The sequence below is a fragment of the Clostridium arbusti SL206 genome (assembly GCF_000246895.1).
Lineage (GTDB): Bacteria > Bacillota > Clostridia > Clostridiales > Clostridiaceae > Clostridium_I > Clostridium_I arbusti.
The window spans coordinates 1-25,821 of the sequence record NZ_BAEV01000053.1 but is presented as its reverse complement, the minus strand read 5'-3'; the positions used below and the strand labels follow the sequence as shown (position 1 = coordinate 25,821).

The window sequence follows — 25,821 nt, the reverse complement described above, 5'->3', positions numbered from 1 at the left end:
TTTTGTGTGAATCGCTTTCACAGAGTGCGTGGGACTTACACCAAGTTAGTCAGGTTAAAAGAGTTATATTCTAATTATAAATGAACTGTCTTACATGCATATTCGTGCATAGTGAGACAGTTTTTTATAAATAAATGAGGCTGTTATTAAATCTAATGAATATTTATTTCTTTTTAGACATCCACTTATAATTTATAAAATGATAGTAGGACAAATATTGTTAATATATTATTATTAATTTGTTCATAATTTCTAAACGTATACAATGGATCATCTCAATTCACTATCAATAACATTATAGTAAAATAATTATATAAATTGAAGTGAGGATGTGAATTGATGTCAAAAGCACTTTTTTTAAATAATCTTGGGCATGGCCATGTTAATCCTACTTTAGGATTAGTAAATGAATTAATAAAACGAGGAGAAAAAGTTACTTATTTTTGTTCAGAAGATTTTAAAGAAAAAATTGAAAGTACAGGGGCTGTATTTAAAGTTTACCAAGGAGAATCAAATCCTCTTAAAGAAAAATATAATATTAGCGGAGGATGGAGTATTACTAAATTTTTAAATTATATCAATGAAATTCTTGATTCAAGTGAAAAAATTATAAAAGATATTTTATATCAGATTAAAGACATAAAATTTGATTATATTGTCTATGGTTCTATGTTTCCCTTTGGAAATATTATAGCTCAGATACTAAAAATCCCATCTGTTTCTTCTTTTGCAATATTCGCTACTCCAGAGGAAATTATCGCTCAAGGAAAAGATTTAATGGACAGAAATTTAATAAAAAATCATCCGGTTATGGATACATATAAAAAAGTAGCAAAAAATCTAAAAGAAATACATAATGTAAAAATGCCAGATAAATTAATAAATTTACTTTTTAACAAAGGTGATATAAACATAGCCTATACTTCTAGATATTTTGTTTCACATATGGAATATTATGATGATAGTTTTAAGTTTATAGGACCTCCAGTATATGATAGAAAAGAAAACTTAGATTTTCCCTTTGAAAAATTAGAAGGGAAAAAAGTTATTTATATTTCATTGGGTACTGTATTTAATAATTTTAATAGTAAACTTTATGATGTGTTCTTTAAAAGCTTTTCTAATACTGATGATGTTATAGTTATGGCTGCATATAATGTAGACTTATCTCAATTTCATATACCTAGTAATTTTATTATCAGAAATTATGTTCCACAATCAGAAATTCTAAAATATACCGATATTGCTATAACTCATGCAGGTATGAATAGTATAAGCGATTTGATATACAATAATGTACCTTTTGTGTCCATACCTATAGGTGCAGATCAGCCATACATGGCAGGAAGAGCATCAGAACTAGGGGCAACTATTTCTCTTGATAAATACAAGCTTACTCCTGAAATTTTAGAAGATTCTGTAAAGAAGGTTTTAACAGATCCAAGCTATCTTGAGAATATTAAAAATATAAGCAGTTCTTTTAGAGAAGCTGGCGGTTATAAAAAAGCAGTTGAAGAGATTTTAAAATTAAAAGAAAAAAATAGTGTTTTAATATAAATTATATTAGTTCATAAATTTTATAAATAATAAAGGTTGGAGTAAAAGTTTGAAATGCACTCTGTCAAGTAGACGGTGTAAAAAACAAAAAGTTTTGTGGATTGGATTTTTGGGAATTTAATCCTTTCTATAATACAGTTACTGTATTATTGTAATTGGTATATTAGTGTATAAATTTATGAAAATAGTATGGAATGGTAATTTATTGTTCGTGAAAAATGGGAGAGTAATATCATGAAAGGAAATAGTGAGTGTCCAATTTGTGGTTGTAAAGAAATTGGTAAAGGAAAACAAATTTCACAAGGAAAAATGTTTCCCATAGATAAAACATTTTCTATGGGTTCAGAAATAGTTTCAGATATTTGTACAAAGTGTGGTTATATTTTATCTATGAGAGTAGACAATCCAGAAAAATTTAAGTGGTTTATTCTTATTTTATTTCATAAGAGTAAATTATTATGAATACAAATTTGTTTTAGTAACTTAGTAGGGGGATTTAGATGATAATAATCAGAGAGAATATTTTAACAGCAAATCAATTTAATATGCTTTTTAATTCTGTTGGGTGGGACTCACCAAGTGAAAAACAAACTCAAACTGCACTAAAAAATTCACTTTGTACATTTGCTATTTATGAAGAAGATAATCTTGTAGGTATGGCACGCCTCCTTGGTGATAATGCTATGAGTTATTATGTAAAGGATTTTGTAATTCTACCTAAGTATCAAGGAAATGGATTAGGAAAAGCATTAATGAATCATATGATTTCATTCATAAAACAGCAGTTACCTAAAGGATATAAAGTAAGTCTTGAACTTATTAGTTCAAAAGGAAAAGAACCATTTTATAGTAAATTCGGCTTTGAAGAAAGACCTTGCCAATGGGATGGTGCAGGAATGTTTATGATGGTTGAAGTGTAATTTTCTAATAATATTCACTAACTACCAATGAAACAAGAATGGGCTACATTGTGGAATTTATATCCATCATGTGGTCTATTTTTATACGGGCTGTACCCGAATACTATTGACGTATGTAAATGTTTACATTATAATAAAAAAGTAAACCTAAAGAATCTCAATCCATATAGTGCTTATCTACATTTAAATAAAACCTTATTATACAATTTAGTGCAGTTACTTTGCACGTCATAACACCTTTGCTAGTACGATGATTTTTTAAAAACTTATTATTGGAGGATGTTATGATCGATAAAAGTACAAACAACAAAAACTTATTAAATAATACTATTATTAACATAGTTATTTTTACTTCGTTGATTATACTAATCTGTGTAATAATTCTTTCACTTATCATATGGCGAAAAACAAACGATTTGGTGTCTATTATATTTGGAGCCCTTGGCATCCTAGGAGTTTTATTCAATATCTACTTCTTATCAAAAGAAAAATAAAAAAAGGAGTTGAAATTTAGATGATTTGTAGATTTTAAATTAAAAAAATATAGAAAGGAAGTTGCTAATGAAAAGGAAATTTAAAAAAAATAAACAATTAATAAACTTATTTATTGCTTATTTATTATTACCAATAGTGTTTATTTTCTTATTAGTGCTAACAGAATTAAAAGGAGTATATGCAGCTACAGCTGAAGACCCGTATAGACCTTTATATCATGTTACACCAGAATTAGGGTGGATGGGTGATGTACAGCGACCACTCTACATAAATGGTACACATCAGCTTTATTATTTGAATAATATAGATTATTCCTGGGGAGGTAATGGAACAGCGTGGGCACATGCAGACTCAACAGATTTAGTACATTGGAATAGAAAACCAATAGCTATAGAAAAGTATCAAACTCCCTATGGAGATCCATGGACAGGTAGTTTAGTAGTGGATAAAGATAATACTGCAGGGTTTGGTGTAAACGTTGTAATTGCCCTAGTAACAATGCCATATGAGAATCAGTCTACCCATCTGTGGTACAGTACAGATAATGGAAATTCATTTCAGTATTATGGTATTGTACAGCATAATCCAACAGGAAGTTCAGATTTCAGAGACCCAAAAGTTATTTGGGATGAAGAAACGAAAAAATGGGTTATGTTACTTGCTGAACACGATAAGGTTGGATTTTATACATCATCTAACTTAAAAGATTGGCAGTATGTTTCATCATTTGCAAGACAAGATGTAGGTATTATAGAGTGTCCAGATTTATTTCAACTTAATGTAGATGGAGACAGTAACAATAAAAAATGGGTGTTAGCAATGGGAGGAAATGGTTTTAACTATGGTTTGACAACAGGGACATGTTATTTTGTAGGTGACTTTGATGGTCAGACATTTACTCAAGACACAGGTTCAGATATAAGTTGGTTAGAAGAAGGCGCAGATTCTTATGCAGGAGTAACTTGGGATACACCTTATACTAATGGTAACTATAGATATTTTATATCATGGATGAATAACTGGAATTATGCACTAGAACTTCCATGGGAAAATTATTCAGGAAATGCAAGTGTTGTTAGAGAGTTAAGACTAAAGACAACTAGCAACGGTTTAAAACTACAAGAAGTACCAGTTTGGAATTTACTTGATAACTTTACTGAAGTAATTAATATAGAAAATGAAACAGTATATACTAATCAAGAAAATATTCTTAAGAATTATAAAGGTTTATCGTATAGTATTGAAACTGAAATAGATGTATCAGATTTAACAAATGGTAAATTTGGATTCTCTATTAGAAGTGGATTAGATGAGCATACAGATATAACTTATGATAAGAGCCTAAATGAATTATCTTTTGACAGAAGTAATTCAGGAATAATTGTCAATGTAGAAGAATTTACTAGACCGCAAAAAGTTACAGTTAATCCGGTAAATGGTAAAATCAAACTAACTATATTAGTAGATGCAAGTACAGTTGAAATATTTGTTAATGATGGAGAACATACATTAAGCAATATAATTTTCCCAAAATTAATATCAGATGAAGTAAGACTATGGACTGATGACCATGTCCATTTAGATTACTTGAAAATAAGAAATAATGATATTAATAGAATTAAGGCACATTCAAATAAATAACTAGTCAGTATACTAGTCTATTTTGAATCATACTACGTTAACAGAACCCTTTGATAGCACCACTATCATCAGAACCTGTTTCCTTGTAAGATTCAAAATATACGTCGTATCTTTGACTTGTTATTTATTTTCATATGCCTAATTAGGCCTAATATCAGCATCTATGTCATGTACTGAAAAGTAGATACCATTATATGTAACTTACTTTATAAAATTAGATTTGAAGTGTAGGTATTTTCAGTAAAATAAAAGTCAGAAGTGTATTTTATTAACTTTCAGAAAATAAGAATGAAAATTAAGAATGCTTAGACGGTATGAATAAATTTAATCTTTAATACTTGCCTTGAATAATTGTTGTATTAAAAAAAAAAATAGTATATAATAATCATATAATAATCGCATGATAATTATTTAACAATCTTTTTGTAGATTATGACTTACACCTAATATATAACTAAAACCCCTATATTATGAATATATTATTTCTAAATATTATAATATATTACTTTGATTTTGAAAATAATTGTTAAGGAGGTGTTAACTATGGCTTATGCTATTAATGCTGATGAATGTCAATCATGTGGTGCCTGTAAAAGTGATTGTCCTACATCTTGTATAAGTATGCAGGGTGGAAGCTATGCAATTGATGCTAGTGTCTGTGTAGATTGTGGGACTTGCCTAAATTCTTGTGGGTTTGGTGCAATTTCAGCTGAATAATTTATCTTGAAAAAACAACCAGAAGTTACTATTTTATTAGAGTAACTTCCGGTTGTTTTTTTATTGGAACATATTTAACAAAATCGGCTATCTCAAGACTGAAATCACCTTTCCAGATATTTTTTGATTTATATCCTGCAATTCCTCTTCTGAAAGAGTTAATGTATCATTAAATCTTCTAAATGACTTCCTTTTAAAAATCATATCATATAATTCTTTCAAAGTTACAATCTCCCTCAATCTTTTTCTCAACTCAAATGATATTAGATTATAAAATTTTTTACAACACTAATTTTAAAATTATGACAAATACCAATTTTCTTCATAACAAAACATACTTACAGTAGTTGACAAACAAAAAAATCAATGCTAATATACATCTAACGTTAACGTTAATTAAAGGAGTGAATAATATGAGCTATAAAATTGGTGAAATTGCTAAACTTACCAATTTAACCACTCGAACAATTCGATATTATGAAGAACTTGGCTTATTGGGAACTAGAAAGAAGAAGTCTCTAGGAGAACATCGATTGTTTGATAATGACGATATTAAACGCTTAAAGAAAATCCATATGCTGAAAGATTTAGGACTTACTTTAGAGGAGATTGGTCAAGTCATTGAGTTGTATTTTACCGATGGGCAAATTTTAGAAGGTAAACGTCAGGTAATCGAAATTTTGAAAAATTACATCGCAACATCTGAAGAAAAAATAAAAGAATTAAATACATTTAAAATGGAGTGCAAAGCAAATATTTCTAAGATAGAGTCGATTATTAAAAATGCCGAAATAAAGAAAAAAAATAAGTAGCAGGAAATTAGACTGCACTTTTTTTGCCCTGAAATTAACGTTTACGTTAAAGTAATATAAAATATAATTGGAGGATTGATCTTTATGAATCAGAACACAGATATAACTATGCCGAAAGAGTTTGAGATGAGTCATTTTTTAATTATGCTAATGGCAATTGCCTGTGGAGTTACCGCGGCTAACCTGTATTATTCTCAGCCTTTACTAGAAGAACTTTCTAAATTTTTTAATGTATCATCGTCCATGATTGGAATTGCAGCTATGCTGATTCAAGGCGGTTATGCACTGGGATTGATTTTCTTAGCTCCATTGGCAGACATTAAAGAACGCCGAGGCTTAATCATGACAATGTTATTTTGCTCATCAATAGCACTGATTTCTCTCTCTCTTGCTTCAAACATATGGTGGTTATTAGTCAGTTCTCTGCTAGTTGGACTGACTTCCATTACTCCAATGTTGATTGTGCCGCTAGCGGCACATCTAGCAAAGCCTGTAGAAAGAGGTAAGGTGATTGGAATCGTCATGAGTGGACTACTAATTGGTATCCTATTGTGCCGTGTGTTTAGCGGAATTATAGGATCGATTTTAGGATGGCAGACTGTTTATCGAATAGCTGCTGCGATGATGGTATTATTAATCCTAATATTCAATTTATGGCTTCCAAAATCTGTTCCAGATACTGTGATGAGTTATGGAAAATTACTTAAATCCCTAGTTGGACTACTGAGGAATCAACCAGTTTTAAAGGAAGCTTCATTAATTGGTGCAATGATGTTTGCGACCTTCAGTACTTTTTGGACTACACTCTCTTTTTTACTTAAATCTCCGGTCTACAATTTAGGAGCTCAAGCTGCAGGATTGTTTGGATTGGTGGGAGTTGTAGGAGCTTTAGCAGCTTCTATCGTAGGACGAGCTGCTGATAAAAGAGGGGCTCGATTCACCTTAACTATAGCTATCATACTCTCTGCCTTGTCGTATATTTGCTTCTTGATTTTCGGATATCAAATGTGGGGACTCATTAGTGGAGTAATCTTGTTGGACTTAGGCATTCAATCTGCTCAAATTTCCAATCAGGCCCGTATTAATACTTTAGATGCTGCAGCCCGCAGTCGGAATAATGCTGTATATATGACGTTTTACTTTTGTGGTGGTGCATTAGGTTCATTACTAGGGACATTCCTATGGGGATTGTTTGGATGGACTGGAGTATGTGTAGCTGGAATAATTTTTCAAATAAGTGCAGCTACAATTCATATTTGTGGTATAAAACGTAGATAAAAACATGTAAGTTATAACAGGATTTAGCTTTTGAGTACAATTAATAGAAATAACCCGCAAGTAACAATTAAGTTACCTACGGGCTATTTTTTATGATATAAAATTCAAGTACGATCAGTATCGGGCTACTGTTACATATTATTGACTAAGGGGTAAATTGTAATTATTAAATTAAAAATCATGAATTCAACACAATAGTGAATTTCAGTATTATAAAATTTAGAATTGAAAATATAAAATAGGCCATATGTTGAAATGAATATCCATCATATGGCCTATTTTTACATGTATGTCGTCTGGTAATATCTTCCTTAATATAATAACGCCAATCTAATGACTTAAGTTTTAAGTGTTTAATAGCCCCAACTACTGTTAGCGTAAAATTCCATATTATAATAAACCGTTTTGCTTGAACCAGTGTTTACTAATTTCCAACGATAAGTTTTGTTCTTTGTTACATGAAAACTAAAGCTAGATGTTCCGTTCTTTTTTGTTTTTAGTGTTTTATAGTAGTGCCAACCATTTGAATATTTTTCTAATATCAATTTATATGTACCACTACCTTCGCTGTGTGACTTAATACTAACATCCATGTAATCCCCACCAGCCAGTGGCTTAAATGTATTTGTATAAACATAATTTTTAAATTCGCCACTCTTGTGAACAACAATAAAGTTTTTTGTTGAAGCATATGCCGTTCTTGGGAAAAAAGTTACAGAACTTAAAAACGCTGCAAATATCAAAGAGAAAATGATAGACAGATTGATAAATAGTTTTTTATTTTTCATATTTATTCCCTTATATTATATATTTTACATAAATTCAAGTCAATAATTTCTATCTCTTATAATATGGAGTAATAATAGCATTTGTGTCATGTGCTGAAAAGTATATACCATTATACTAAAGTTACTTCAATTTTGCTTTAATTAAGGTGCATAAATTATTAATTTATGTTAGTAATATACAGATATACTTGACACTGTAAAAAAGAGTGGTAAACTTAAGTTGTTAGCACTCAACAATAATGAGTGCTAACAATAAGATAATCTTCCTGGTAGTTTTTAAAAGTCTTACATTAATCAATTAGTGAAAGAGGGAATTTATTTTATGACTGGATTTGAAAGTAGACTTAAAAGCAGCGATAATACCTATAAAGAACTTTTCAATAGATATAAAAACAATCCTATTCTAACGGCCAAAGACTGGCCCTACGCTGCTAATACTGTCTTTAATCCTGCTGTTACTATGTTTAACGGTAAGGTATTATTACTTGCAAGGGTTGAAGACAGAAGAGGATTTTCTCACCTTACAAAAGCTATAAGTGACGATGGAATAAGTAAATGGAAGATAGATACGTCACCAACTCTTGAGGCAGATCCCAAGAATTACCCTGAAGAAACATGGGGAATTGAAGATCCAAGAATCACACATTTAGAAGAATTAAAAAAGTGGGCAGTGACGTATACCTCATACTCCAATGCGGGACCACTAGTATCCTTGGCACTTACAGAGGACTTTATAAACTTTGAAAGAATAGGTCCTGTTATGGCACCAGAAGATAAGGATGCAGCTTTATTTCCAAAGCGCTTCAATGGAAAGTGGCTCATGATACACAGACCTATCTCTACCAATGAAGGACCCTATGCACATATATGGATTTCTGGTTCAGATGATCTCAAGTATTGGGGAGGTCATGAAATACTTATTAAGGCAAGAAAAGGCGGATGGTGGGATGCAAATAAAATTGGACTATGTGCACAGCCTTTAGAAACACCAGAAGGATGGTTGATTTTATATCATGGAGTAAGGCAGACTGCTTCAGGAGCAGTGTATCGTTTAGGAATGGCATTACTGGATTTAGAAAATCCATTAAAAGTACTTAGAAGAAGTGATGAATGGGTATTTGGTCCTCGTGAATCCTATGAAAGAGAAGGAGACGTACAGGATGTAGTTTTTCCATGCGGATGGATACTAGATAATTCCACAGGGAAGATTAAAATGTATTACGGAGGAGCAGATACATGTATAGCTCTGGCAACAGCTTCGTTAAGTGATTTAATTGAATATATAAAGAAATGTCCAGAACCAAAGCAAGAAGATTATTAAAATAATTCGCTTACAAAGGAAAAGTATTTCTAGTTATTGTTTAAATTAAGAAGTAAATTGAAGCAAGTTCTTAATTCAGGTGGGGATTCTTTTACCCCATGTGAATTTTAGAACTGCGAATGCATGGCTTACTTGGCGTTGGACTCCCACTTGAAGAAAAGCAGAGAACCAAAATCTTCTTTTTGATTTTGTGTGAATCGCTTTCACAGAGTGCAAGCAGAGAACCAAAATCTTCTTTTTGATTTTGTGTGAATCGCTTTCGCAGAGTGAGTGGGAGACTTACACCAAGTTAGTCAGGTTAAAACAATTTTATAGGGAGGAATACATTATGAAAGCATTATTTCTTGCAGGGGGTAAGGGAACAAGACTAAAACCTCTTACAAATAAATTACCCAAACCTATGATTCCCATAATGACAAAACCACTTTTGGAGAGGAATATTGCAGAACTCAAGAAGTGTAACATAGATGAAATTGTATTAAGCGTATGTTATAAACCACAACATATTAGGGAATACTTTGAAGAGGGAAATAGACAGGGCGTAAAAATACATTATGTAAAGGAAGATGTTCCACTGGGGACAGGAGGAGCTATAAAGAATACTGAAAAATTTTATGATGATACATTTTTAATATTTAATTCGGATATTTTAAGTGACATAGATTTCAAGGATATGATTGAGTATCACAAAAGCAAAAAGGCAGATGTTACTATTGCTGTAACTGCAGTAAGAAATCCAGCAGCCTATGGAGTAATAGAATACGATGAAAACAATTATGCTAAATCATTTGTAGAAAAGCCTTCTCCTAATGAGATCACATCAAATTATATAAATGCAGGAATATATATTTTTGAGCCAAAGGTATTAAAGGAAATACCTGATGGAAAAGTTGTATCTGTGGAAAAGGAGATATTCCCAATGCTACTTAAAAAAGGATATAAGATAGCTGTTTATGATAGATTATCCTATTGGATGGATGTAGGTACTCCTAAAAAATATTTGGAAGCACATAAAGATATTATGACTGGAAAATGTAAAATACCAGAATTAGATATAGAAAAATCATATTCATATAGAGGCAAAAATGTAAAAATTCATAGTAATGTAAAAATTGTAGAGCCAGTTTATATTGGAGATAATGTAGAAATTGGAGCTAATACAACTATAGGACCAAATGCAGTAATCGGAAACAATTGCTATATTGGTACAGGAAGTAAAATAACAGGAAGTATATTATGGGACAATGTAAACATAGGTAGTGGATCAAGATTATATCAAAGCATAATGTCATCAAATTGTATTATGGATGGCGATAGTGATTACTATAATACTATATATACTCCAGATCATACTGAGCTTAAGGCAATATAGAAAAGGAGAGATTACAGTGGTATTGAATAGAATGAGAAACATAGCATTTTTAAGTACTTATCCACCAAGAGAATGTGGAATAGCTACTTTTACTCAAGATTTAGTAAGAGAACTTGATAACATAAAACTTCTACAGAAACCTAAGATAGTAGCTCTTAATAATGATGATTATAAATATGATGACCATAGAGTTAAAATGGAAATAAATCAATTTAATAGAGAAGATTATATAAGGGCTGCAAAGGATATAAATAACTCAAGTATAGAACTCTTGGTAATTGAACATGAATACGGTATATTTGGTGGAGAATGTGGAGAATATCTATTAGACTTTGTAAATAATTTAAATATTCCCTTTGTAACTACACTACATACGGTATTACCTAAACCATCTTTTAAGCAAAGAGAAATTCTAAAGATACTTGGCAAAAAGAGTAAGAAGATTATAACCATGGCGAAAAATACGGTAGATATGCTTGAAAAAATATATGATATAGATAAGCATAAGATAGAAGTTATACATCATGGAGTACCATTTAGGATTATGCCATCTAGAGAAAAATTAAAACTTAAGCAGGGGTTAAAAGATAAAAACATAATCAGCACCTTTGGACTAATAGGTCCAAGTAAGGGCCTGGAATATGGTATAGAAGCTGTAGCAGAAGTAGTAAAGAAACATAAAGATGTAGTTTATTTAATTCTTGGTCAGACTCATCCTTGCATAAAGAGAGAAAAAGGTGAGGAGTATAGAGAAAGGCTTGAGAAATTAGTAGATAGTCTTGGAATAAAGGACAACGTTTGGTTTATAAATAAATACCTTACTAAGGATGAAATAATAAACTATTTACAAATATCTGATATATACATGACACCTTATCTTGGAAAGGATCAGGCAGTAAGTGGTACTCTTGCCTACGCAGCAGGCTATGGGAGAGTTATTGTATCTACTCCTTACATTTATGCTAAAGAGATGCTGTCAGAAGGGCGAGGAATGCTTGGAGAATTTAAAAATGCCAATTCTCTTGCAAAATGTATAAACTATATACTAGAAAATCCAGATAAGAAAAGGGAAATGGAACATAAGACTTTAAAAGTTGGAAAGACAATGATGTGGAAAAGTGTGGCTAAGCAGTATGCGCAACTGTTCATAACAGTTATAGAAGAGAATAAAAAAGAAGGAAGCCTTGTGGTATGATGATAGCTACTTTAGATAAATTAAAAGAAGATCACATTTTTCATATGACAGATGATACTGGAATGTTTCAGCACTGTAAATACGGAGTACCAGATCCCCGGGAGGGATATACTACAGACGATAATGCAAGAGCCCTTATTATGGCGGTTATGCTTTATTGTGATAAATTAGAAGAAAAATATTTAAAGCTTATATATACTTACACTTCATTTTTACTCAATGCGCAAAATAATGAAGGGAAATTTAAAAACTTTATGAATTATGATAGGCAGTTTATTGAGAAGGAAGGATCTGAAGATTGCTTTGGCAGGTGTCTTTGGGCTCTTGGATACACTGCATCAAATTCTAAGGTTCCTAATAATATAAAACTAACTTGCAAGCATATGATAAGAAAGGCATTAAAGAATTGCAGCAATATTAAATTCCTTAGGGGAAAAGCCTATTCTATTATAGGACTTCAATATATTGATGATTCTAAAAAGTATATAGAACCACTAGCGGAAAGTATACTTGAAGAATATAATCATCATAAAGATGAAGAGTGGAAGTGGTATGAGGATCATATTACCTACAGTAATTCTATACTTCCATGGTCTATGTTTATAAGCTATAGAGCTTTAGGAAAAGAAAAGTTTTTGGAATGTGCAGAGGAAAGTCTTAGTTTTTTAGAAAAGAGTACCTTTAAAAATTGGTATTATAAGCCAGTGGGTTGTAATGGATGGCTTGAAAAGGGAAAAGAGGCAGCAAAATATGATGAACAGCCTGTGGAGGCTGCTGAAACGGCTTTAACATATATAGCTGCATATAAATTGACAAAGAACGTGGAGTATTTAAATAAAGCTAAGCAGTGTCATTTATGGTATAAGGGTGAGAATTCAAAGGGTAAATCTTTGGTGGATAATGAGAACGGCGGTTGTTATGATGGAATTACTGAAAAGGGCATAAATCTAAATGAAGGATCGGAAAGCCTGATTTCATATTTTATAAGTAGATTAGCTATAGATGAATTTATATAAAAAAGTAACCTTTTGTTTTTTAACAGAAGGTTACTTTTTGTTAAATTGTTTAAATCAATTTATTCTAATTTTTCAGATGAAATTTTCTTCTCTTTTAGTTTTGGATAAACATCTTCTCTTAAGAGAGTATATAGTACTGAGAATATTGGTACACTTACCAGCATTCCTATAATTCCAAAGGTGCTGCCAAATAGTGTTACTGCAACTAGTACCCAGATAGCAGGCAGTCCTACTGAATTTCCAACTACACGAGGATATATAAGATTACCCTCTATTTGCTGCAATACAAAAAAGAGAATTATAAACCATAATGCCTTTATGGGGCTGGATACTAAAATCAAGAATGTGCCAACAAATAAACCAATAAATGCTCCAAATAATGGAATTAGCGCGGTAAATGCTATGAGAACTCCAACCATTAGTGCATAAGGCAAACGAAATATGAGCATGGTGATAAAGAACATAGTACCTAAAATTACTGCTTCCAGGCATTGACCAGTAATAAAGTTAGAGAAAGTTTTGTTTGAAAGTCTTAATATATAAAGAAGTCGGTCTGCTTTTGTCTCTGGTAAATAAGCATATAGCACTCTTTTTACCTGTCTTGCTAAACTTTCTTTTTGTATTAAAATATAAATGGCAAATATAAAACCTAAAACAAAGTTAAGAACACCACTAAATATGGATGTTGCTATGTTTACAGTGAAACCTAAAAGACTGGTAGTTCCATTTTGCAAAAATCCAAATACTGTTTTGTTAATATCAGCCCAATTAATCTTAGCGGTTGTAATTCCAGGCATAAGCTCATGAAGTCTTGCTATCAGTTCATTGTACAACTCCTGTATACGCAGGATAAAATTTGGGATACCTGTACGCAGGATACCAAAGGTGCGAACTACTTCTGGAATGACGATAAGCATAACCAGAATGATGATAGCCAGTACGAAAATAATAGTCAACAAAAGACTCACAGGACGTTTAAATTTTTTATATATGGCTTTTTTATCCTTTGCATTAGCAGGAAATATATTATTTTCAATTACCTTCATTGGTACATTGAGAATAAATGCAATACAAAGTCCTAGTAAAAAAGGAGTTAGTATTCCAAAAATTGTGTTGAAAAAGTAGGATACAGTTGAAAGATGTTGTAATCCCCAAAATAGTAAAATGGCAATTACTACAACTATAAGGATGTTCCTCATGTTTTTTCGATTAAGCTCCAAACTAATATTCACTCCCTTATATCTTAGGCACATTCAAATAAATAACTAGTCAGTATGCTAGTCTATTATGAATCATACTACGTTAACAGAACCCTCTGATAGCACCACTATCATCAGAACCTGTTTCCTTGTATAATTCAAAATATACGTCGCATCTTTGACTTATTATTTATTTTCACATGCCTTATGTATAATTATTTATTTGATTTTTTGTTATCATATGTTCTAATAAAGTATATTCATTGAGAAACATGTATTTTGTTTTAAATCTGTCATAATTAATTCATATTGATTGAAGCAAGTTCTTAATTCAGGTGGGGATTCTTTTACCCCATCTGAATTTTAGAACTGCGAATGCATGGCTTACTTGGCGTTGGACTCCCACTTTAAGAAAAGCAGAGAACCAAAATCTTTTTTTTGATTTTGTGTGAATCGCTTTCGCAGAGTGCAAGCAGACAAAACAAAATTTATTTTGTATTTGGTCGCTTTCACAGAGTGCGTGGGAGACTTACACCAAGTTAGTCAGGTTAAACGTATAATTTTAATAGTTTATATTAGTTCAAAAAATTATAAACTCAAGCTTAATAAGCTTGAGTTTAATATATCAAGTGGCATTATGATTGTCAACATTAAGGAATGTGAAAATCAAATAGACTAGTTATATTGACTTGTTATTTATTTACCATTTATTAGGATGCTTTTATTGGGATGATTTTAAAAAATATACAAATATTACATCAATGTATTTTTAGTTAAATCTAAGGATTATTTTAAATCTGTAAATCTAACTCCTAGTTCAAAAGCTTTTTCACAATCTATTGGGAATTGTTCTTTATGCCTTTGTGCTTTTTTATCTGGGTCAAAGGCTGAAGATACATATTTTGAATAGTCATCAAATTGGTATGTGTCTGTACTTATTAAGGATTCAAAATTTCCAAAAATACGTTGTAAAAATAGTTCATTAAGCTTAAAATGGCTATCATATCCTAAAATATCTATACTCTTTTCATTAACTCCCATAGTATAAATAAAGGCTGTATTTATTTTCTTCTTAAATAGAGATGAATGCTCAGAGTCATATACTAGATATGGGAAAATTAAACGTTCCATAAAGGATCTTATTTCACCAGTAACGCTTCCAAGGTAGATAGGTGAACCTAGAATAATTCCATCTGCTTCTTCAATCTTTTTAAAAATTGGAGTTAAATCGTCTTTTAAAGCACATTTTCCATAACTTTTACTGTCTATCTTTTTACAGGCAAAGCAGCTTATACATCCCTTGTAGTTTAAATCATAGAGATTTATTAGTTCAGTTTCAGCACCTTTTGATGAAGCACCTTCTAGTGCTTTTTTTAAAAGAGTGGCAGTATTCCAAGTTTTTCTTGGGCCGCCGTTAAAAGCTAGTATTTTCATGAATCATACCCCCTATATTTCCTCGTGTACAAGGTATTAGAAGCCCCTTGTCATGGCAATTTATACATAGGCTAATATATTTAATATAACTTTACATGCATTAATAGGCTTAAGATAGAAGTAATGTAGCATTAATTATAGATTTATATTTAAATTGTATATCATTATAATAAATAAAAGAAGTAAGCACTTTATTGATACATACTATCCAAAAGGTAAGTTAAAATGTATTTTATTTCATGACTATTTGCACTGATACTCATGTGCTACTCTGTGAATGGCTTTTTTTAAAGGTGAGGAGTGAGAAGCAGCTACATCCTTAAACAAGGATTTTTAAAGATAAATATAACATAAAAAAATTTTCACATGTTTACATGAAACTACATATTAATATAAGAATAATATGGGTACAATTAATATAAGGCATCTTCAAATAAATAACTAGTCAGTATGCTAGTCTATTTTGAATCCCACCACGTCAACAGAACCTTCAGATAGCTCACTATCTGAAGAACCTATTTCCTTGTAGGATTCAAAATATACGTCGCATCTTTGACTTACTATTTATTTTCATATGCCTTATAATGATTTCTAAGTAGGAAGTGAGTAAAGATGGATTCAAAATTAAGAATTGTAAGAAGAGGTACCGATCCACAGGATGACAGATGGTTTTCAAAAGAAGCTATTCTAAAGCTTCAAAAAGCACAGGAGGAATTAGAATGGCTTCTTAACAGGGGATATAATAACAAATCACTGATGAATATGATAGGTAATCATTATCAGTTTTCAGTAAGACAGAGAAATGCGCTCACTCGTTCAACCTCATCAAAAGAAAAACGTAATAATAGAAAAGAAAAATGTGTTACATTGGCTTATTGTAAAAATAATTGCATATACATAGATGGATTTAATCTCATTATTACATTAGAAGTGGCACTGTCAGAAGGAATACTTGTATTATGCAATGATGGTACTATGAGGGATTTAGCTGGTCTTAGAGGAACCTATAGCGTCATTGATAAAACGGATTTGGCACTGAATTTAATAGGAAAAGAATTGAACAATACTGATATTTCTAAGGTCGAATTTTTTCTTGATGCAGGTGTCTCTAACTCTGGCAGGCTAAAGAAATTTATATTGGAACATGCAGAAAGTTGGAATGTAAGTACGGAAGTAGAGCTTAAGCAGCAGGTGGATTCTTTTTTATATACCAAGGAAAGAGTAGTAACAAGTGACTCTATAATACTTGATAACTGTAAGAGCTGGCTTAATCTTGGGAGGAAAATAATAGAAGATTATGTATATGATCAAAATATAGTTGATTTAGCTGGTAAAATATGAAAAAAATAGTAGCCCCAGGCCTAATTGGTAGCTACTATTTTTGATTAAAATTTTATTTTTATTGTGATTACTAAAATTTTTTATTAATACAGATTTATTAATGGTAATAAGAGAATTTCAAGAATTGTTTCTAATGTGGTTTTAATGTGAAATGGTCAAGGGGTTTTTAACATAAAGATAAGGATAAATTACAATTTAATACTTTTATGGTACAATTCTATAATACGAGAGAAGCAAATAATTTATTATGGGGAGGTAAAAAAATGTCACATTTATTAACACCGCTTGTAACAAAAAAATTAACTTTAAGTAATCGTCTTGTTATGCCGCCTATGGCAACGGCTAAATCCAAAGGTGATGGTAAGGTTACTAAGGAATTACTAGATTACTATGACGAAAAAACTAAAGGTGGATATATACCTTTAGTTATCATCGAACACAGCTTTATTACTGAGCAGGGAAAAGCCAGTGAAAATCAGCTGTCCGTTGCCGATGATAGTGTTATTGAAGGGATAACTGAACTAGCAAAGGTACTTCATAAAAATGGGTCAAAGGTAGCTATGCAGTTAAATCATGCAGGTAGTGGGTCTTATGAAAGTACTGGCTTTGATATTGTGGCACCTTCTGTTATAGCTCATCCTGTAAAACATAATGTCCCAATTGAACTTACAAGAGATCAAATTAAAAAAATTGTAGAAGAATTTAAAACAGCAGCAATTCGTACAAAAAAGGCAGGTTTTGATGCTGTAGAAATTCACTCTGCTCATGCCTATCTTTTAAATCAATTTTATTCACCTATAACAAATAAGAGAACTGATGAGTATGGTGGAGACATAAAGGGTAGAATTCGTATACATTTAGAGGTTATAAAGGCAATTCGTGAAGCTGTAGGAGAGGACTTTCCAATACTACTTCGCCTTGGTGCAGGAGATTATACAGAAGGGGGAAGCACTGTAGAAGATAGCATAATTGCTGCAAAGGAGTTTGAAAAAGCAGGAGTTGATATTCTTGATATTTCAGGTGGCATATGCAGATATACGAATCCAAATTCTACAGAACCTGGATATTTTTCTGATACTTGTAAGCCAATAAAAGAGGCCGTAAATATTCCAGTCATTTTAACAGGAGGAATTACTACAGCTGAGCAAGCAGAGAAGTTACTTGATAAAGGAGCAGCAGACCTTATAGGTGTTGGCCGGGCTATTTTGAAGAATTCACTGTGGGCAAAAGAAGCTGTGGAATATTTTAAATAAGAATAGGGTGTTTAGGCACCCTGTTTTTCTGAGTTATTTCTTTTAGATAAGTAGGTTAGTTAAAAAGGATGAATAAGGATATATTTATTCATGGTATATTTCTACGAATCAGTATATAATATTAATATTAGTGAAGATATAAGAGTGAGTAGATTAGCATACTGACTAGTTATTTATTTGAATGTGTCTTATACAAATCAGCAATTTTATAATGAATATAATTTATTGCAACATATATGTAATATTATAATTAATAATTGGATAGAATTAAGCAAACGCTATATACAATGGGTGGTGAAATGATGGAAAAAGAAATTTTAGAAATATTAAAGAGTTTAGACCAGGGGCAAAATAAAATAGCTAGTAAACTTGACGAAACTTATGAAATAGTGAGAGCTCTTGAACATTCAGCGCAAATAAATAAAGCTGAGCATGATAAAATGGCCAATGATATAATACATATAAAAGGCGATGTGGAAGGTCTTAGAAAAGATTTGTCAACAGTTGAAATAGTAACGGCAAATAATTATGCTGATATAGCAAGATTAAAATCAATAAAATAACTAGGGAGATGGCCCTAGTTATTTTACTGTTAGAGATTTAAAGGAATTAGCCTAAAATATATAATCATATAGTTTGAAATAAATGAGATATAGGGGGATTATTTATGTTTAATTATGAAGTAGTTAAAAAAGTGAAATTTGATGCAGCACATTTTATTCCAGAATATAAGGGTAAGTGTAGAAATATACATGGGCATACTTGGTTTGTGGAAGCAGGAGTAAAGGGCAATAAATTAGAAAATGGTATGTTATTTGATTTCACAATTCTAAAGAAAGAATTAAAGGGTATTTGTGATGAATTTGATCATAAATTTTTAAATGAGTTGGAAGAGTTCAAAGAATTGCCTCCTACAGCAGAAAATATAGGAAGAGTTATATATGAGAAGATTGAAGATAAATTAGATGAAGGCTTAGAACTTAGCTTTATAAAGGTCTTTGAAAATCCAGATTCTTGGGTCACTGTTACTAAGGATAAATAATTGAAATTGAAGCAAGTTCTTAATTCAGGTGGGGATTCTTTTACCCCATCTGAATTTTAGAACTGCGAATGCATGGCTTACTTGGCGTTGGACTCCCACTTGAAGAAAAGTAGAGATCCCAAATTTTAATTTGGTGCGAATCACTTTCGCAGAGTGCAAGCAGAGAACCAAAATCTTCTTTTTGATTTTGTGTGAATCGCTTTCACAGAGTGCAAGTAGAGAGCCCAAATTTTAATTTGGTATGAGTCACTTTCACAGAGTGCGTGGGAGACTTACACCAAGTTAGTCAGGTTAAAAGGCTATTGCAAACAAGGAGGGGGAACTCATGCCACAAAGTGCGTATGTAAAGGAAATATTTAAATCCATACAAGGTGAAGCAGAATATGTAGGCTATGAGCAGATATTTGTAAGGTTTATAGGCTGCAATATAAAATGCAATTACTGTGATACGGATATAGAAAAATGTGAAGAATTAAAGCTCTATAAAAATTGGGATTCAAAGGAGTATAAGGTACTTAAAAATCCTTTGGAATCATTGGAACTTATAGAGGCTATAGAGGAGCTAGATCCAGAAAAAAATGTTCATTCTATTAGTCTTACAGGTGGAGAACCTTTAATTAACATAAAATTTTTAGAGGAATTTTTACCAGAGTTTAAGAAGATTAGAAATACTAAAATATTTCTTGAAACTAATGGAACTTTACAGAAAGAGCTTCACTGCATAGCAGAATATGTAGATATTGTTTCTATGGATTTAAAACTGGCAAGCTATTTGGAGAATAGGGAAAACTTGATACAAAAGCACAGTATATTTTTAAAGGAATGCATGGAAAATAATATAGCCACCTATGTGAAAATAGTGCTAGATAATAATTTTAGCCTAGAAGAATTCAATAATTATCTAAAGGTGGTAGAGCCTTATAAGCATAAGGTGAATGTGTACATTCAGCCTATGATGGATGGGGATAAAATGCTTATAAGTTCTGAAAAATTGAAACTTGCCTTTGATCAGTGCAAAAATAGAGGGCTAAATCCTAGAATAATTCCTCAAGTGCATAGGATGTTGTGTTTGAATTAAAAAGGGGCTGCTAAGAGCGGCTCCTTTAGTTTTATTTTATCCATATGCCAGAACCTATGGGTACATTATCATAAATATATTTTGCATTTTCAAGAGCCAACCTCACGCAACCATGAGAAGCAGATTTTCCTAAGGTACCGTCTAATAAATTACCATTTTTATCGAATAAAACACTGTGGAATAAATAATTACCTTGAATTTGAGTATAATACTTAAGTATAGCTTGTCCTGATTTAAATTGAGAACCTTTAATTCCTACAAAAAAGTGTCCTGAAACTGTTGGTGTACCTCCTGTTCCCGATGCACACTGAAATGAATTTATTAATTTCCAATTACGATTTGTACCATTAAAGATATATACCATTTGTTCTGCTGTATTTACCATAATGTAATAATTAGTATAGCTTTGAATATCTACCTGATTTACTATACTTTCAACATTTGCAGCATTGGAATTAGACACTACCTGTGCTGTAGGTTGATACATTACATCCGCTGTAGGATCATTTTTTAAATCTGTTAATGTAGAACCTTGCACTATTCCATCAGTGGTAAGACCATGCCTATGTTGAAAATCCATTACAGCATATACTGTCTGCTCTCCAAAATTTCCATCTTCATCTACTGTATAACCAAACTTAGTAAGCCTTTTTTGAATATTCTTTACATCATCGCCTTTATCTCCTGACTTAAGGACATCTCTTGCAGGCGTTGGGGTAGTTACATTCTTCTTCTCCTTTTTAGAATTTGATTCACCAGTACTATTTGTCGTTAGAGTATCTTTTTTAGTGGCTGTGCTTTTGTTAGAGGATAAATTGTGTGCAAATGCACTACCTATATCAGCTAAGCTACCACAGGCAGAAAAAGTAAAGATTATTATTAACGCTATAGTTCCTATTAATAAAATTCGCCTCATACTATTTTTCCATCCCTCTCTTTATGTGAAAAAAATTCTACATATGTATTTAATACAAATAGAAATATAAAATAAATATATTCATTATTAAAGTAAATAATATAATAACTATTAATACCTTTTTCATTTATATCACCTTAAATAATCGTATTATGTTGATTCATGATTTATTATAATACGATAATTGTACTTGAATTATCAAATGTTTATGTGAATTTTATGTGAATGCTTGGGGCTAAGACATATTAAAAAGGATATACTCTTAGCATGTTGTCCATTTTTCTATATTAACTTAGTAATATTTCATCTCAATTTTCTATATACATAATATATAGGAAAAAAACTAATTAACATAGGCTGCCTGAGAAAAATTGTAGCTACCTGTGAAGGTATAATTAAGATTAAAAAGATCTCATAGGTTGTGACAATTTTTAGTAGCCAGTAATTTAAAATGAGGTGAGAAAATTTGTTAGAGAGAAGAGAAAGTAGAGGAACTGACACTACCATACTAATAATATTAATGCCTATCATATTTTTGTTGTTACTAATTCTATTCTCGCTGAAGAGTCAACTTAATTTAATACTCCAAAATGAATTGCTTCAAAGTTTTACTACCATATTTCTAAGCATAATTTTAGAGGCAATACCTTTCATAATAATCGGTGTATTTATATCTTCTTTAATTCAAGTATTCATATCTGAAGAGACTATAGCCAAGATAATTCCTAAAAATAAAGTAGTTGGAATTTTTATTGCAGGTATCGTAGGAATAGTGTTTCCAGTATGCGATTGCGCTATAGTTCCCATAGTAAGGCGACTATTAAAAAAGGGAATGCCAATGTACATAGGTGTCACCTTTATGCTTTCCGTTCCAATAATAAATCCTGTAGTACTGGTTTCCACTTATTATGCTTTTTTAAATAGTTCCCATATGGTGTTATTAAGAGGGGGAATTGGAGCTTTTAGTGCTATGCTAATTGGATTTATAGTCAGTAAATTGGAGCCAGCAGAGAATGCTAAAACAAATAGAAGAGTGACCAGACAAAATCTTTGTAATAGATGGATATATACCCTAAACAAATCTAATAAAAAATTGCAACCACACTATTACAGTGTGGTTGAAACCTATGACAGATATGACGACGACGCGCAGTGCTCCTGTGGACGTAACCATAAGCGTAGGCCAGGAGAAAAGGTTACATTTACGGGATCCATGGTAGAAATACTTGACCATACCAGTGCAGAACTTAAGGATGTAGGAAAATTCGTTATAGCAGGAGCTTTTCTTTCTTCTTTAATGCAGGTAGCACTGCCAAGAAAATATATGCTTACCATAGGTAATAACAGTGTAACTTCCATATTGGTAATGATAGCTCTAGCATTTTTGCTTTCTGTTTGTTCAGAAACAGATGCCTTTATTGCGAGAACCTTTGTAGGTCAGTTTACCAGTGGATCCATAATGGCCTTTCTAATATTTGGACCAATGGTTGATATAAAGAACACTCTTATGATGACTCAAGCTTTTAAGCCTAAATTTATCATTAAATTAATAGCACTTATATTTATAATATGTTTCACCATAGGAATAGTTATAAACTTAATAGGTCTCCGATTGTAGAGATTTTTGAATTTATTATTTGAATTTGGCTTAGGGGGCGCGTTATGTGTTTAAAATAAATTTCAAGGAACTAAAGTGGTTTATAATACTGGTGGGATTTACTTATTATATGTATTATCTTATTTCCACTAAAAAACTTTACTTATTTATTCATCCAAGGATGACTATATATATATATTTCTCTCTTTTTATATTTATAATACTAGCTCTATTACAGGTAAAAAAGATATTCAAAGTTAGAGGTGGTAACGTAAAAGCGGCATCTACAATATTTTTGTTACCCTTAGTGCTGGTATGCATAGTAAATCCTCAGGGACTCAACGGAGATATAGCTGCACAAAAGGGATATTCTACTAATGGATATACTGTAGAGAGTAGTAAAAGCAGTACTACTACCCCAGCTGCTTCAAAGTTAGAGGAAAGTAGTATTAGTGGGCTTAAAGGCAATTTAATAAAGCCAAATGAACAAAATTATTCTGATGTGGTAAATGAAATAATGTACAATGGCAAAAAATATAAGGGGAAAAATATAACTCTTGGAGGATTTGTATACAAGGATGGAAGCTTTCCAAAGGATACCTTTGTACTAGGAAGGATGCTTATAATATGCTGTGCAGCAGATGCAGAGCTAGTTGGACTTGCTGTTAAGATGGATAATTCTAAGCTTCAAAATGATCAGTGGGTAGAGATTACTGGAGTTATAGATGTTATGCCTAATTTTGATAAGAATGATACGGATAACAAGACGATACCAGTAATTAAGGTTACAAAGGTAAAGGCAATGATAAAACCTAGTAATCCTTATATATACTTAAAAGGATCAACAGGGGGTTCATCAACACCAACGCCAGGGGTGTAGATAGTTTAAAAGTAATTTTATTGTTTTTAATATTTATTGACAATGAACTGAAGTTTATTTAATAAAGTTTTTAAAATTAATAATGGAAGTCAATATATAGCCGTGAATGTAATTGATTTTCTATTTACATATTTATACATTGATGTTGATATATAAATATAAAATTTTAATGATTAAGATGGAAAGGCAGGTAAAGTAATATGAGTACAAGGGTAGATATTTTTTCTGGATTTCTTGGGTCAGGTAAGACTACATTAATAAAAAAGCTTATTGATGAAAGATTAAGTAATGAGAAGGTTGTCATTATCGAAAATGAATTTGGAGAAGTAGGTATTGATGGAAGTATACTGAGAAAATCAAATATGGAAGTTAAAGAAATTACCGCTGGCTGCATATGCTGTACAATAAATCAGGATTTTAAACAAGCTGTGGAAGAAGTAATAGATAAGTTTAAACCAGATAGAATTATCATTGAGCCCTCAGGTGTTGGTAAGTTGTCAGAAATATTAAAAACACTGAGAGTTTCCGATTTAAAAAATAAGATTACGTTAAATATGATTATAACAGTAGTAGATGTATTAAAGTACAAGATGTATATATCTAATTTCGATGAATTTTACAGAAATCAGATAGTTAATTCTAATACAATAATATTAAGTCGCACACAGGATGCTGAAAGTAAGCAGATTGAAGAGGTTATGGCTGATATAAGTAAAATAAATAGTAAATCCGTTATTACAACAACTCCATGGAATAAATTATCTTCACAAAAGATTATAGAAATAGCGAAGCAGAGTAGAAAAATTCCTATAGAAGAACAAGTTAATCTAATAAAAAAACCACAAGGTATATCAGGTTTAATGAGGCACAAAGAAGCTCATCATCATGATCACCATGCAGATGAAAGTTTCAGTACTTGGGGTATTGAAACACCAAAGATATTTAATAAACAAAGTTTAATTAATAAATTGCAACTTATAGGAGATAACAAAGATTATGGTACAGTTTTAAGAGCAAAGGGAATAGTAGAAGTAGATGAAAGTCAATGGATACAGTTTGACTATGTTCCAAATGAAATCAAAGTTGTAAGCACTACTCCAGATTATACGGGGAGATTGTGCATAATTGGCAGCAATTTAAATAAAGAAAATATTAAGAATTTATTTTTAAAATAGTATTAGGCATGTGAAAATAAATAGACTAGTATACTGACTAATTATTTATTTCCACATGCCCTAAGGAGAAATAATATGATTTTAAGGACAAATATTGAAATCGTAACTGGATTTTTAGGTTGTGGAAAAACTACATTTATTAATGCTCTTCTTGAAAATACTTTGGTGGAAGATGAGCTGGTCATAATAGTACAGTGTGAAAAGGGACAAAATGTTATAGATAAAAGGTTTCAAATTAAGAAAGAAGTATTAATTAAAAAACTGGATGTAACAAACTTGATAACATCTGGTTTTATAGAGGAAATAATTAAGTCTAATAAACCTCATAGGATAATAATAGAGCACAATGGAAGTAAAAAACTACAGGAACTTATAAATATTATTAATGAAAGGAAATTGAGACATTTGTGTAAAGTCACAGATGTTTTTAATATTATTGATTCAGTTACATTTAAAGTTTATATTAAAAATATGGGTAACTTATTAATGGATGGTATATACAATAGTAATTTAATAGTTTTAACAAATGTACATAAATTGCTAAGTTCCAGAATAAGTGAAATAGTAAATGCACTACGAAGATATAATCCTGAGGCATACATTTTAAAGGCTAATAATATAAAGGATATTTCCTCTGTATTGATAAAAGAAAATATTTTATTTAATGGATATGTAAAGAAATTTAATGTACTTGTAAGAAATTTTTTAAGAGAATGATTGAAGCAAGTTCTTAATTCAGGTGGGGAGTTCTTTTACCCCATCTGAATTTTTAGAACTGCAAATGCATGGCTTAC

Annotated in this window: 25 protein-coding genes; 20 read left to right on the top strand and 5 right to left on the bottom strand. The window is 31.2% G+C overall.

Annotated features, from left to right (window positions below; genetic code table 11):
* Window positions 1-339 precede the first annotated feature (339 nt).
* The 5 genes from RH99_RS10730 to RH99_RS10710 all read left to right on the top strand — a co-directional run bounded on the left by RH99_RS10730 (window position 340) and on the right by RH99_RS10710 (window position 5,330).
* Window positions 340-1,557, top strand: coding sequence for a macrolide family glycosyltransferase (locus RH99_RS10730; protein WP_010237684.1), 1,218 nt, complete (start codon window positions 340-342; stop codon window positions 1,555-1,557).
* A 234-nt stretch (window positions 1,558-1,791) separates the two neighbouring features.
* Window positions 1,792-2,019, top strand: coding sequence for a hypothetical protein (locus RH99_RS10725; RefSeq protein WP_010237682.1), 228 nt, complete (start codon window positions 1,792-1,794; stop codon window positions 2,017-2,019).
* A gap of 38 nt (window positions 2,020-2,057) precedes the next feature.
* Window positions 2,058-2,477 carry a GNAT family N-acetyltransferase gene (locus RH99_RS10720; protein ID WP_010237678.1) on the top strand — a complete coding sequence of 140 codons (420 nt, stop codon included), beginning with the start codon at window positions 2,058-2,060 and terminating at the stop codon, window positions 2,475-2,477.
* 561 nt (window positions 2,478-3,038) lie between these two features.
* Window positions 3,039-4,613 carry a glycoside hydrolase family 32 protein gene (locus tag RH99_RS10715; protein WP_010237675.1) on the top strand — a complete coding sequence of 525 codons (1,575 nt, stop codon included), beginning with the start codon at window positions 3,039-3,041 and terminating at the stop codon, window positions 4,611-4,613.
* Between the two features lie 543 nt (window positions 4,614-5,156).
* Entirely contained in the window at window positions 5,157-5,330 is a 174-nt protein-coding gene (locus tag RH99_RS10710) for a ferredoxin family protein (RefSeq protein ID WP_010237672.1), read from the top strand.
* 87 nt (window positions 5,331-5,417) lie between these two features.
* Here the strand turns inward: RH99_RS10710 and RH99_RS19915 are convergent, their stop codons facing one another.
* On the bottom strand, window positions 5,418-5,552 hold the full coding sequence (locus tag RH99_RS19915) for a hypothetical protein (RefSeq protein WP_010237670.1): 135 nt from the start codon (window positions 5,550-5,552) through the stop codon (window positions 5,418-5,420).
* A gap of 191 nt (window positions 5,553-5,743) precedes the next feature.
* Here RH99_RS19915 and RH99_RS10705 point away from each other — a divergent pair, with 191 nt between their 5' ends.
* Together RH99_RS10705 and RH99_RS10700 are read left to right on the top strand one after the other, a co-directional pair.
* A complete protein-coding gene (locus tag RH99_RS10705) occupies window positions 5,744-6,142 on the top strand; it encodes a helix-turn-helix domain-containing protein (RefSeq protein ID WP_010237668.1) in 399 nt (132 codons plus the stop codon).
* A gap of 84 nt (window positions 6,143-6,226) precedes the next feature.
* On the top strand, window positions 6,227-7,420 hold the full coding sequence (locus RH99_RS10700; protein WP_010237667.1) for an MFS transporter: 1,194 nt from the start codon (window positions 6,227-6,229) through the stop codon (window positions 7,418-7,420).
* A gap of 353 nt (window positions 7,421-7,773) precedes the next feature.
* Here the strand turns inward: RH99_RS10700 and RH99_RS10695 are convergent, their stop codons facing one another.
* Window positions 7,774-8,208: a cupredoxin domain-containing protein gene (locus tag RH99_RS10695; RefSeq protein ID WP_010237665.1), complete on the bottom strand. Its 435-nt coding sequence runs from the start codon at window positions 8,206-8,208 to the stop codon at window positions 7,774-7,776.
* Window positions 8,209-8,530: 322 nt separating this feature from the next.
* Here RH99_RS10695 and RH99_RS10690 point away from each other — a divergent pair, with 322 nt between their 5' ends.
* The 4 genes from RH99_RS10690 to RH99_RS10675 all read left to right on the top strand — a co-directional run bounded on the left by RH99_RS10690 (window position 8,531) and on the right by RH99_RS10675 (window position 13,112).
* Entirely contained in the window at window positions 8,531-9,529 is a 999-nt protein-coding gene (locus RH99_RS10690) for a glycoside hydrolase family 130 protein (protein ID WP_010237663.1), read from the top strand.
* A 328-nt stretch (window positions 9,530-9,857) separates the two neighbouring features.
* Window positions 9,858-10,901 carry a nucleotidyltransferase family protein gene (locus tag RH99_RS10685; protein ID WP_010237661.1) on the top strand — a complete coding sequence of 348 codons (1,044 nt, stop codon included), beginning with the start codon at window positions 9,858-9,860 and terminating at the stop codon, window positions 10,899-10,901.
* 16 nt (window positions 10,902-10,917) lie between these two features.
* A complete protein-coding gene (locus RH99_RS10680) occupies window positions 10,918-12,096 on the top strand; it encodes a glycosyltransferase family 4 protein (protein ID WP_010237659.1) in 1,179 nt (392 codons plus the stop codon).
* Window positions 12,093-13,112 carry a glycoside hydrolase family protein gene (locus RH99_RS10675; protein ID WP_010237656.1) on the top strand — a complete coding sequence of 340 codons (1,020 nt, stop codon included), beginning with the start codon at window positions 12,093-12,095 and terminating at the stop codon, window positions 13,110-13,112. Before RH99_RS10680 ends, RH99_RS10675 begins: the two co-directional genes overlap by 4 nt.
* 59 nt (window positions 13,113-13,171) lie before the next feature.
* Here the strand turns inward: RH99_RS10675 and RH99_RS10670 are convergent, their stop codons facing one another.
* Window positions 13,172-14,332 carry an AI-2E family transporter gene (locus tag RH99_RS10670; protein WP_010237653.1) on the bottom strand — a complete coding sequence of 387 codons (1,161 nt, stop codon included), beginning with the start codon at window positions 14,330-14,332 and terminating at the stop codon, window positions 13,172-13,174.
* A 765-nt stretch (window positions 14,333-15,097) separates the two neighbouring features.
* Window positions 15,098-15,745, bottom strand: coding sequence for a flavodoxin family protein (locus RH99_RS10665; protein ID WP_010237651.1), 648 nt, complete (start codon window positions 15,743-15,745; stop codon window positions 15,098-15,100).
* A gap of 612 nt (window positions 15,746-16,357) precedes the next feature.
* Between RH99_RS10665 and RH99_RS10660 the strand changes: the two genes are divergently transcribed.
* The 5 genes from RH99_RS10660 (at window position 16,358) to RH99_RS10640 (ending at window position 20,459) form a co-directional block, all read left to right on the top strand.
* Window positions 16,358-17,086, top strand: coding sequence for a DUF434 domain-containing protein (locus RH99_RS10660; RefSeq protein WP_010237648.1), 729 nt, complete (start codon window positions 16,358-16,360; stop codon window positions 17,084-17,086).
* A gap of 263 nt (window positions 17,087-17,349) precedes the next feature.
* Window positions 17,350-18,339 (top strand): NADH:flavin oxidoreductase, encoded by a 990-nt coding sequence (locus RH99_RS10655; RefSeq protein ID WP_010237646.1) that lies wholly within the window; start codon window positions 17,350-17,352, stop codon window positions 18,337-18,339.
* 302 nt (window positions 18,340-18,641) lie between these two features.
* The gene (locus RH99_RS10650; RefSeq protein WP_010237643.1) at window positions 18,642-18,902 is read left to right on the top strand and encodes a hypothetical protein; all 261 of its coding nucleotides are present in this window, start codon (window positions 18,642-18,644) and stop codon (window positions 18,900-18,902) included.
* Window positions 18,903-19,006: 104 nt separating this feature from the next.
* Window positions 19,007-19,381 carry a 6-carboxytetrahydropterin synthase QueD gene (gene queD / locus RH99_RS10645; RefSeq protein WP_010237639.1) on the top strand — a complete coding sequence of 125 codons (375 nt, stop codon included), beginning with the start codon at window positions 19,007-19,009 and terminating at the stop codon, window positions 19,379-19,381.
* 325 nt (window positions 19,382-19,706) lie between these two features.
* Window positions 19,707-20,459 (top strand): 7-carboxy-7-deazaguanine synthase QueE, encoded by a 753-nt coding sequence (locus RH99_RS10640; protein WP_010237636.1) that lies wholly within the window; start codon window positions 19,707-19,709, stop codon window positions 20,457-20,459.
* A gap of 31 nt (window positions 20,460-20,490) precedes the next feature.
* On the opposite strand, the gene RH99_RS10635 is transcribed toward RH99_RS10640, so the two are convergent.
* A complete protein-coding gene (locus RH99_RS10635) occupies window positions 20,491-21,375 on the bottom strand; it encodes a L,D-transpeptidase family protein (protein WP_010237633.1) in 885 nt (294 codons plus the stop codon).
* A gap of 466 nt (window positions 21,376-21,841) precedes the next feature.
* On the opposite strand from RH99_RS10635, the gene RH99_RS10630 reads away from it, so the two are divergent.
* From RH99_RS10630 to RH99_RS10615, 4 genes are all read left to right on the top strand, one after another.
* Window positions 21,842-22,993, top strand: a complete 1,152-nt coding sequence (locus RH99_RS10630; RefSeq protein WP_010237630.1) for a permease — start codon at window positions 21,842-21,844, stop codon at window positions 22,991-22,993.
* Between the two features lie 46 nt (window positions 22,994-23,039).
* On the top strand, window positions 23,040-23,852 hold the full coding sequence (locus tag RH99_RS10625) for a TIGR03943 family putative permease subunit (protein WP_010237629.1): 813 nt from the start codon (window positions 23,040-23,042) through the stop codon (window positions 23,850-23,852).
* 200 nt (window positions 23,853-24,052) lie between these two features.
* Window positions 24,053-25,027: a CobW family GTP-binding protein gene (locus tag RH99_RS10620; protein ID WP_010237627.1), complete on the top strand. Its 975-nt coding sequence runs from the start codon at window positions 24,053-24,055 to the stop codon at window positions 25,025-25,027.
* 75 nt (window positions 25,028-25,102) lie between these two features.
* Entirely contained in the window at window positions 25,103-25,744 is a 642-nt protein-coding gene (locus tag RH99_RS10615; protein WP_010237625.1) for a GTP-binding protein, read from the top strand.
* The last annotated feature ends 77 nt before the right edge of the window (window positions 25,745-25,821 follow it).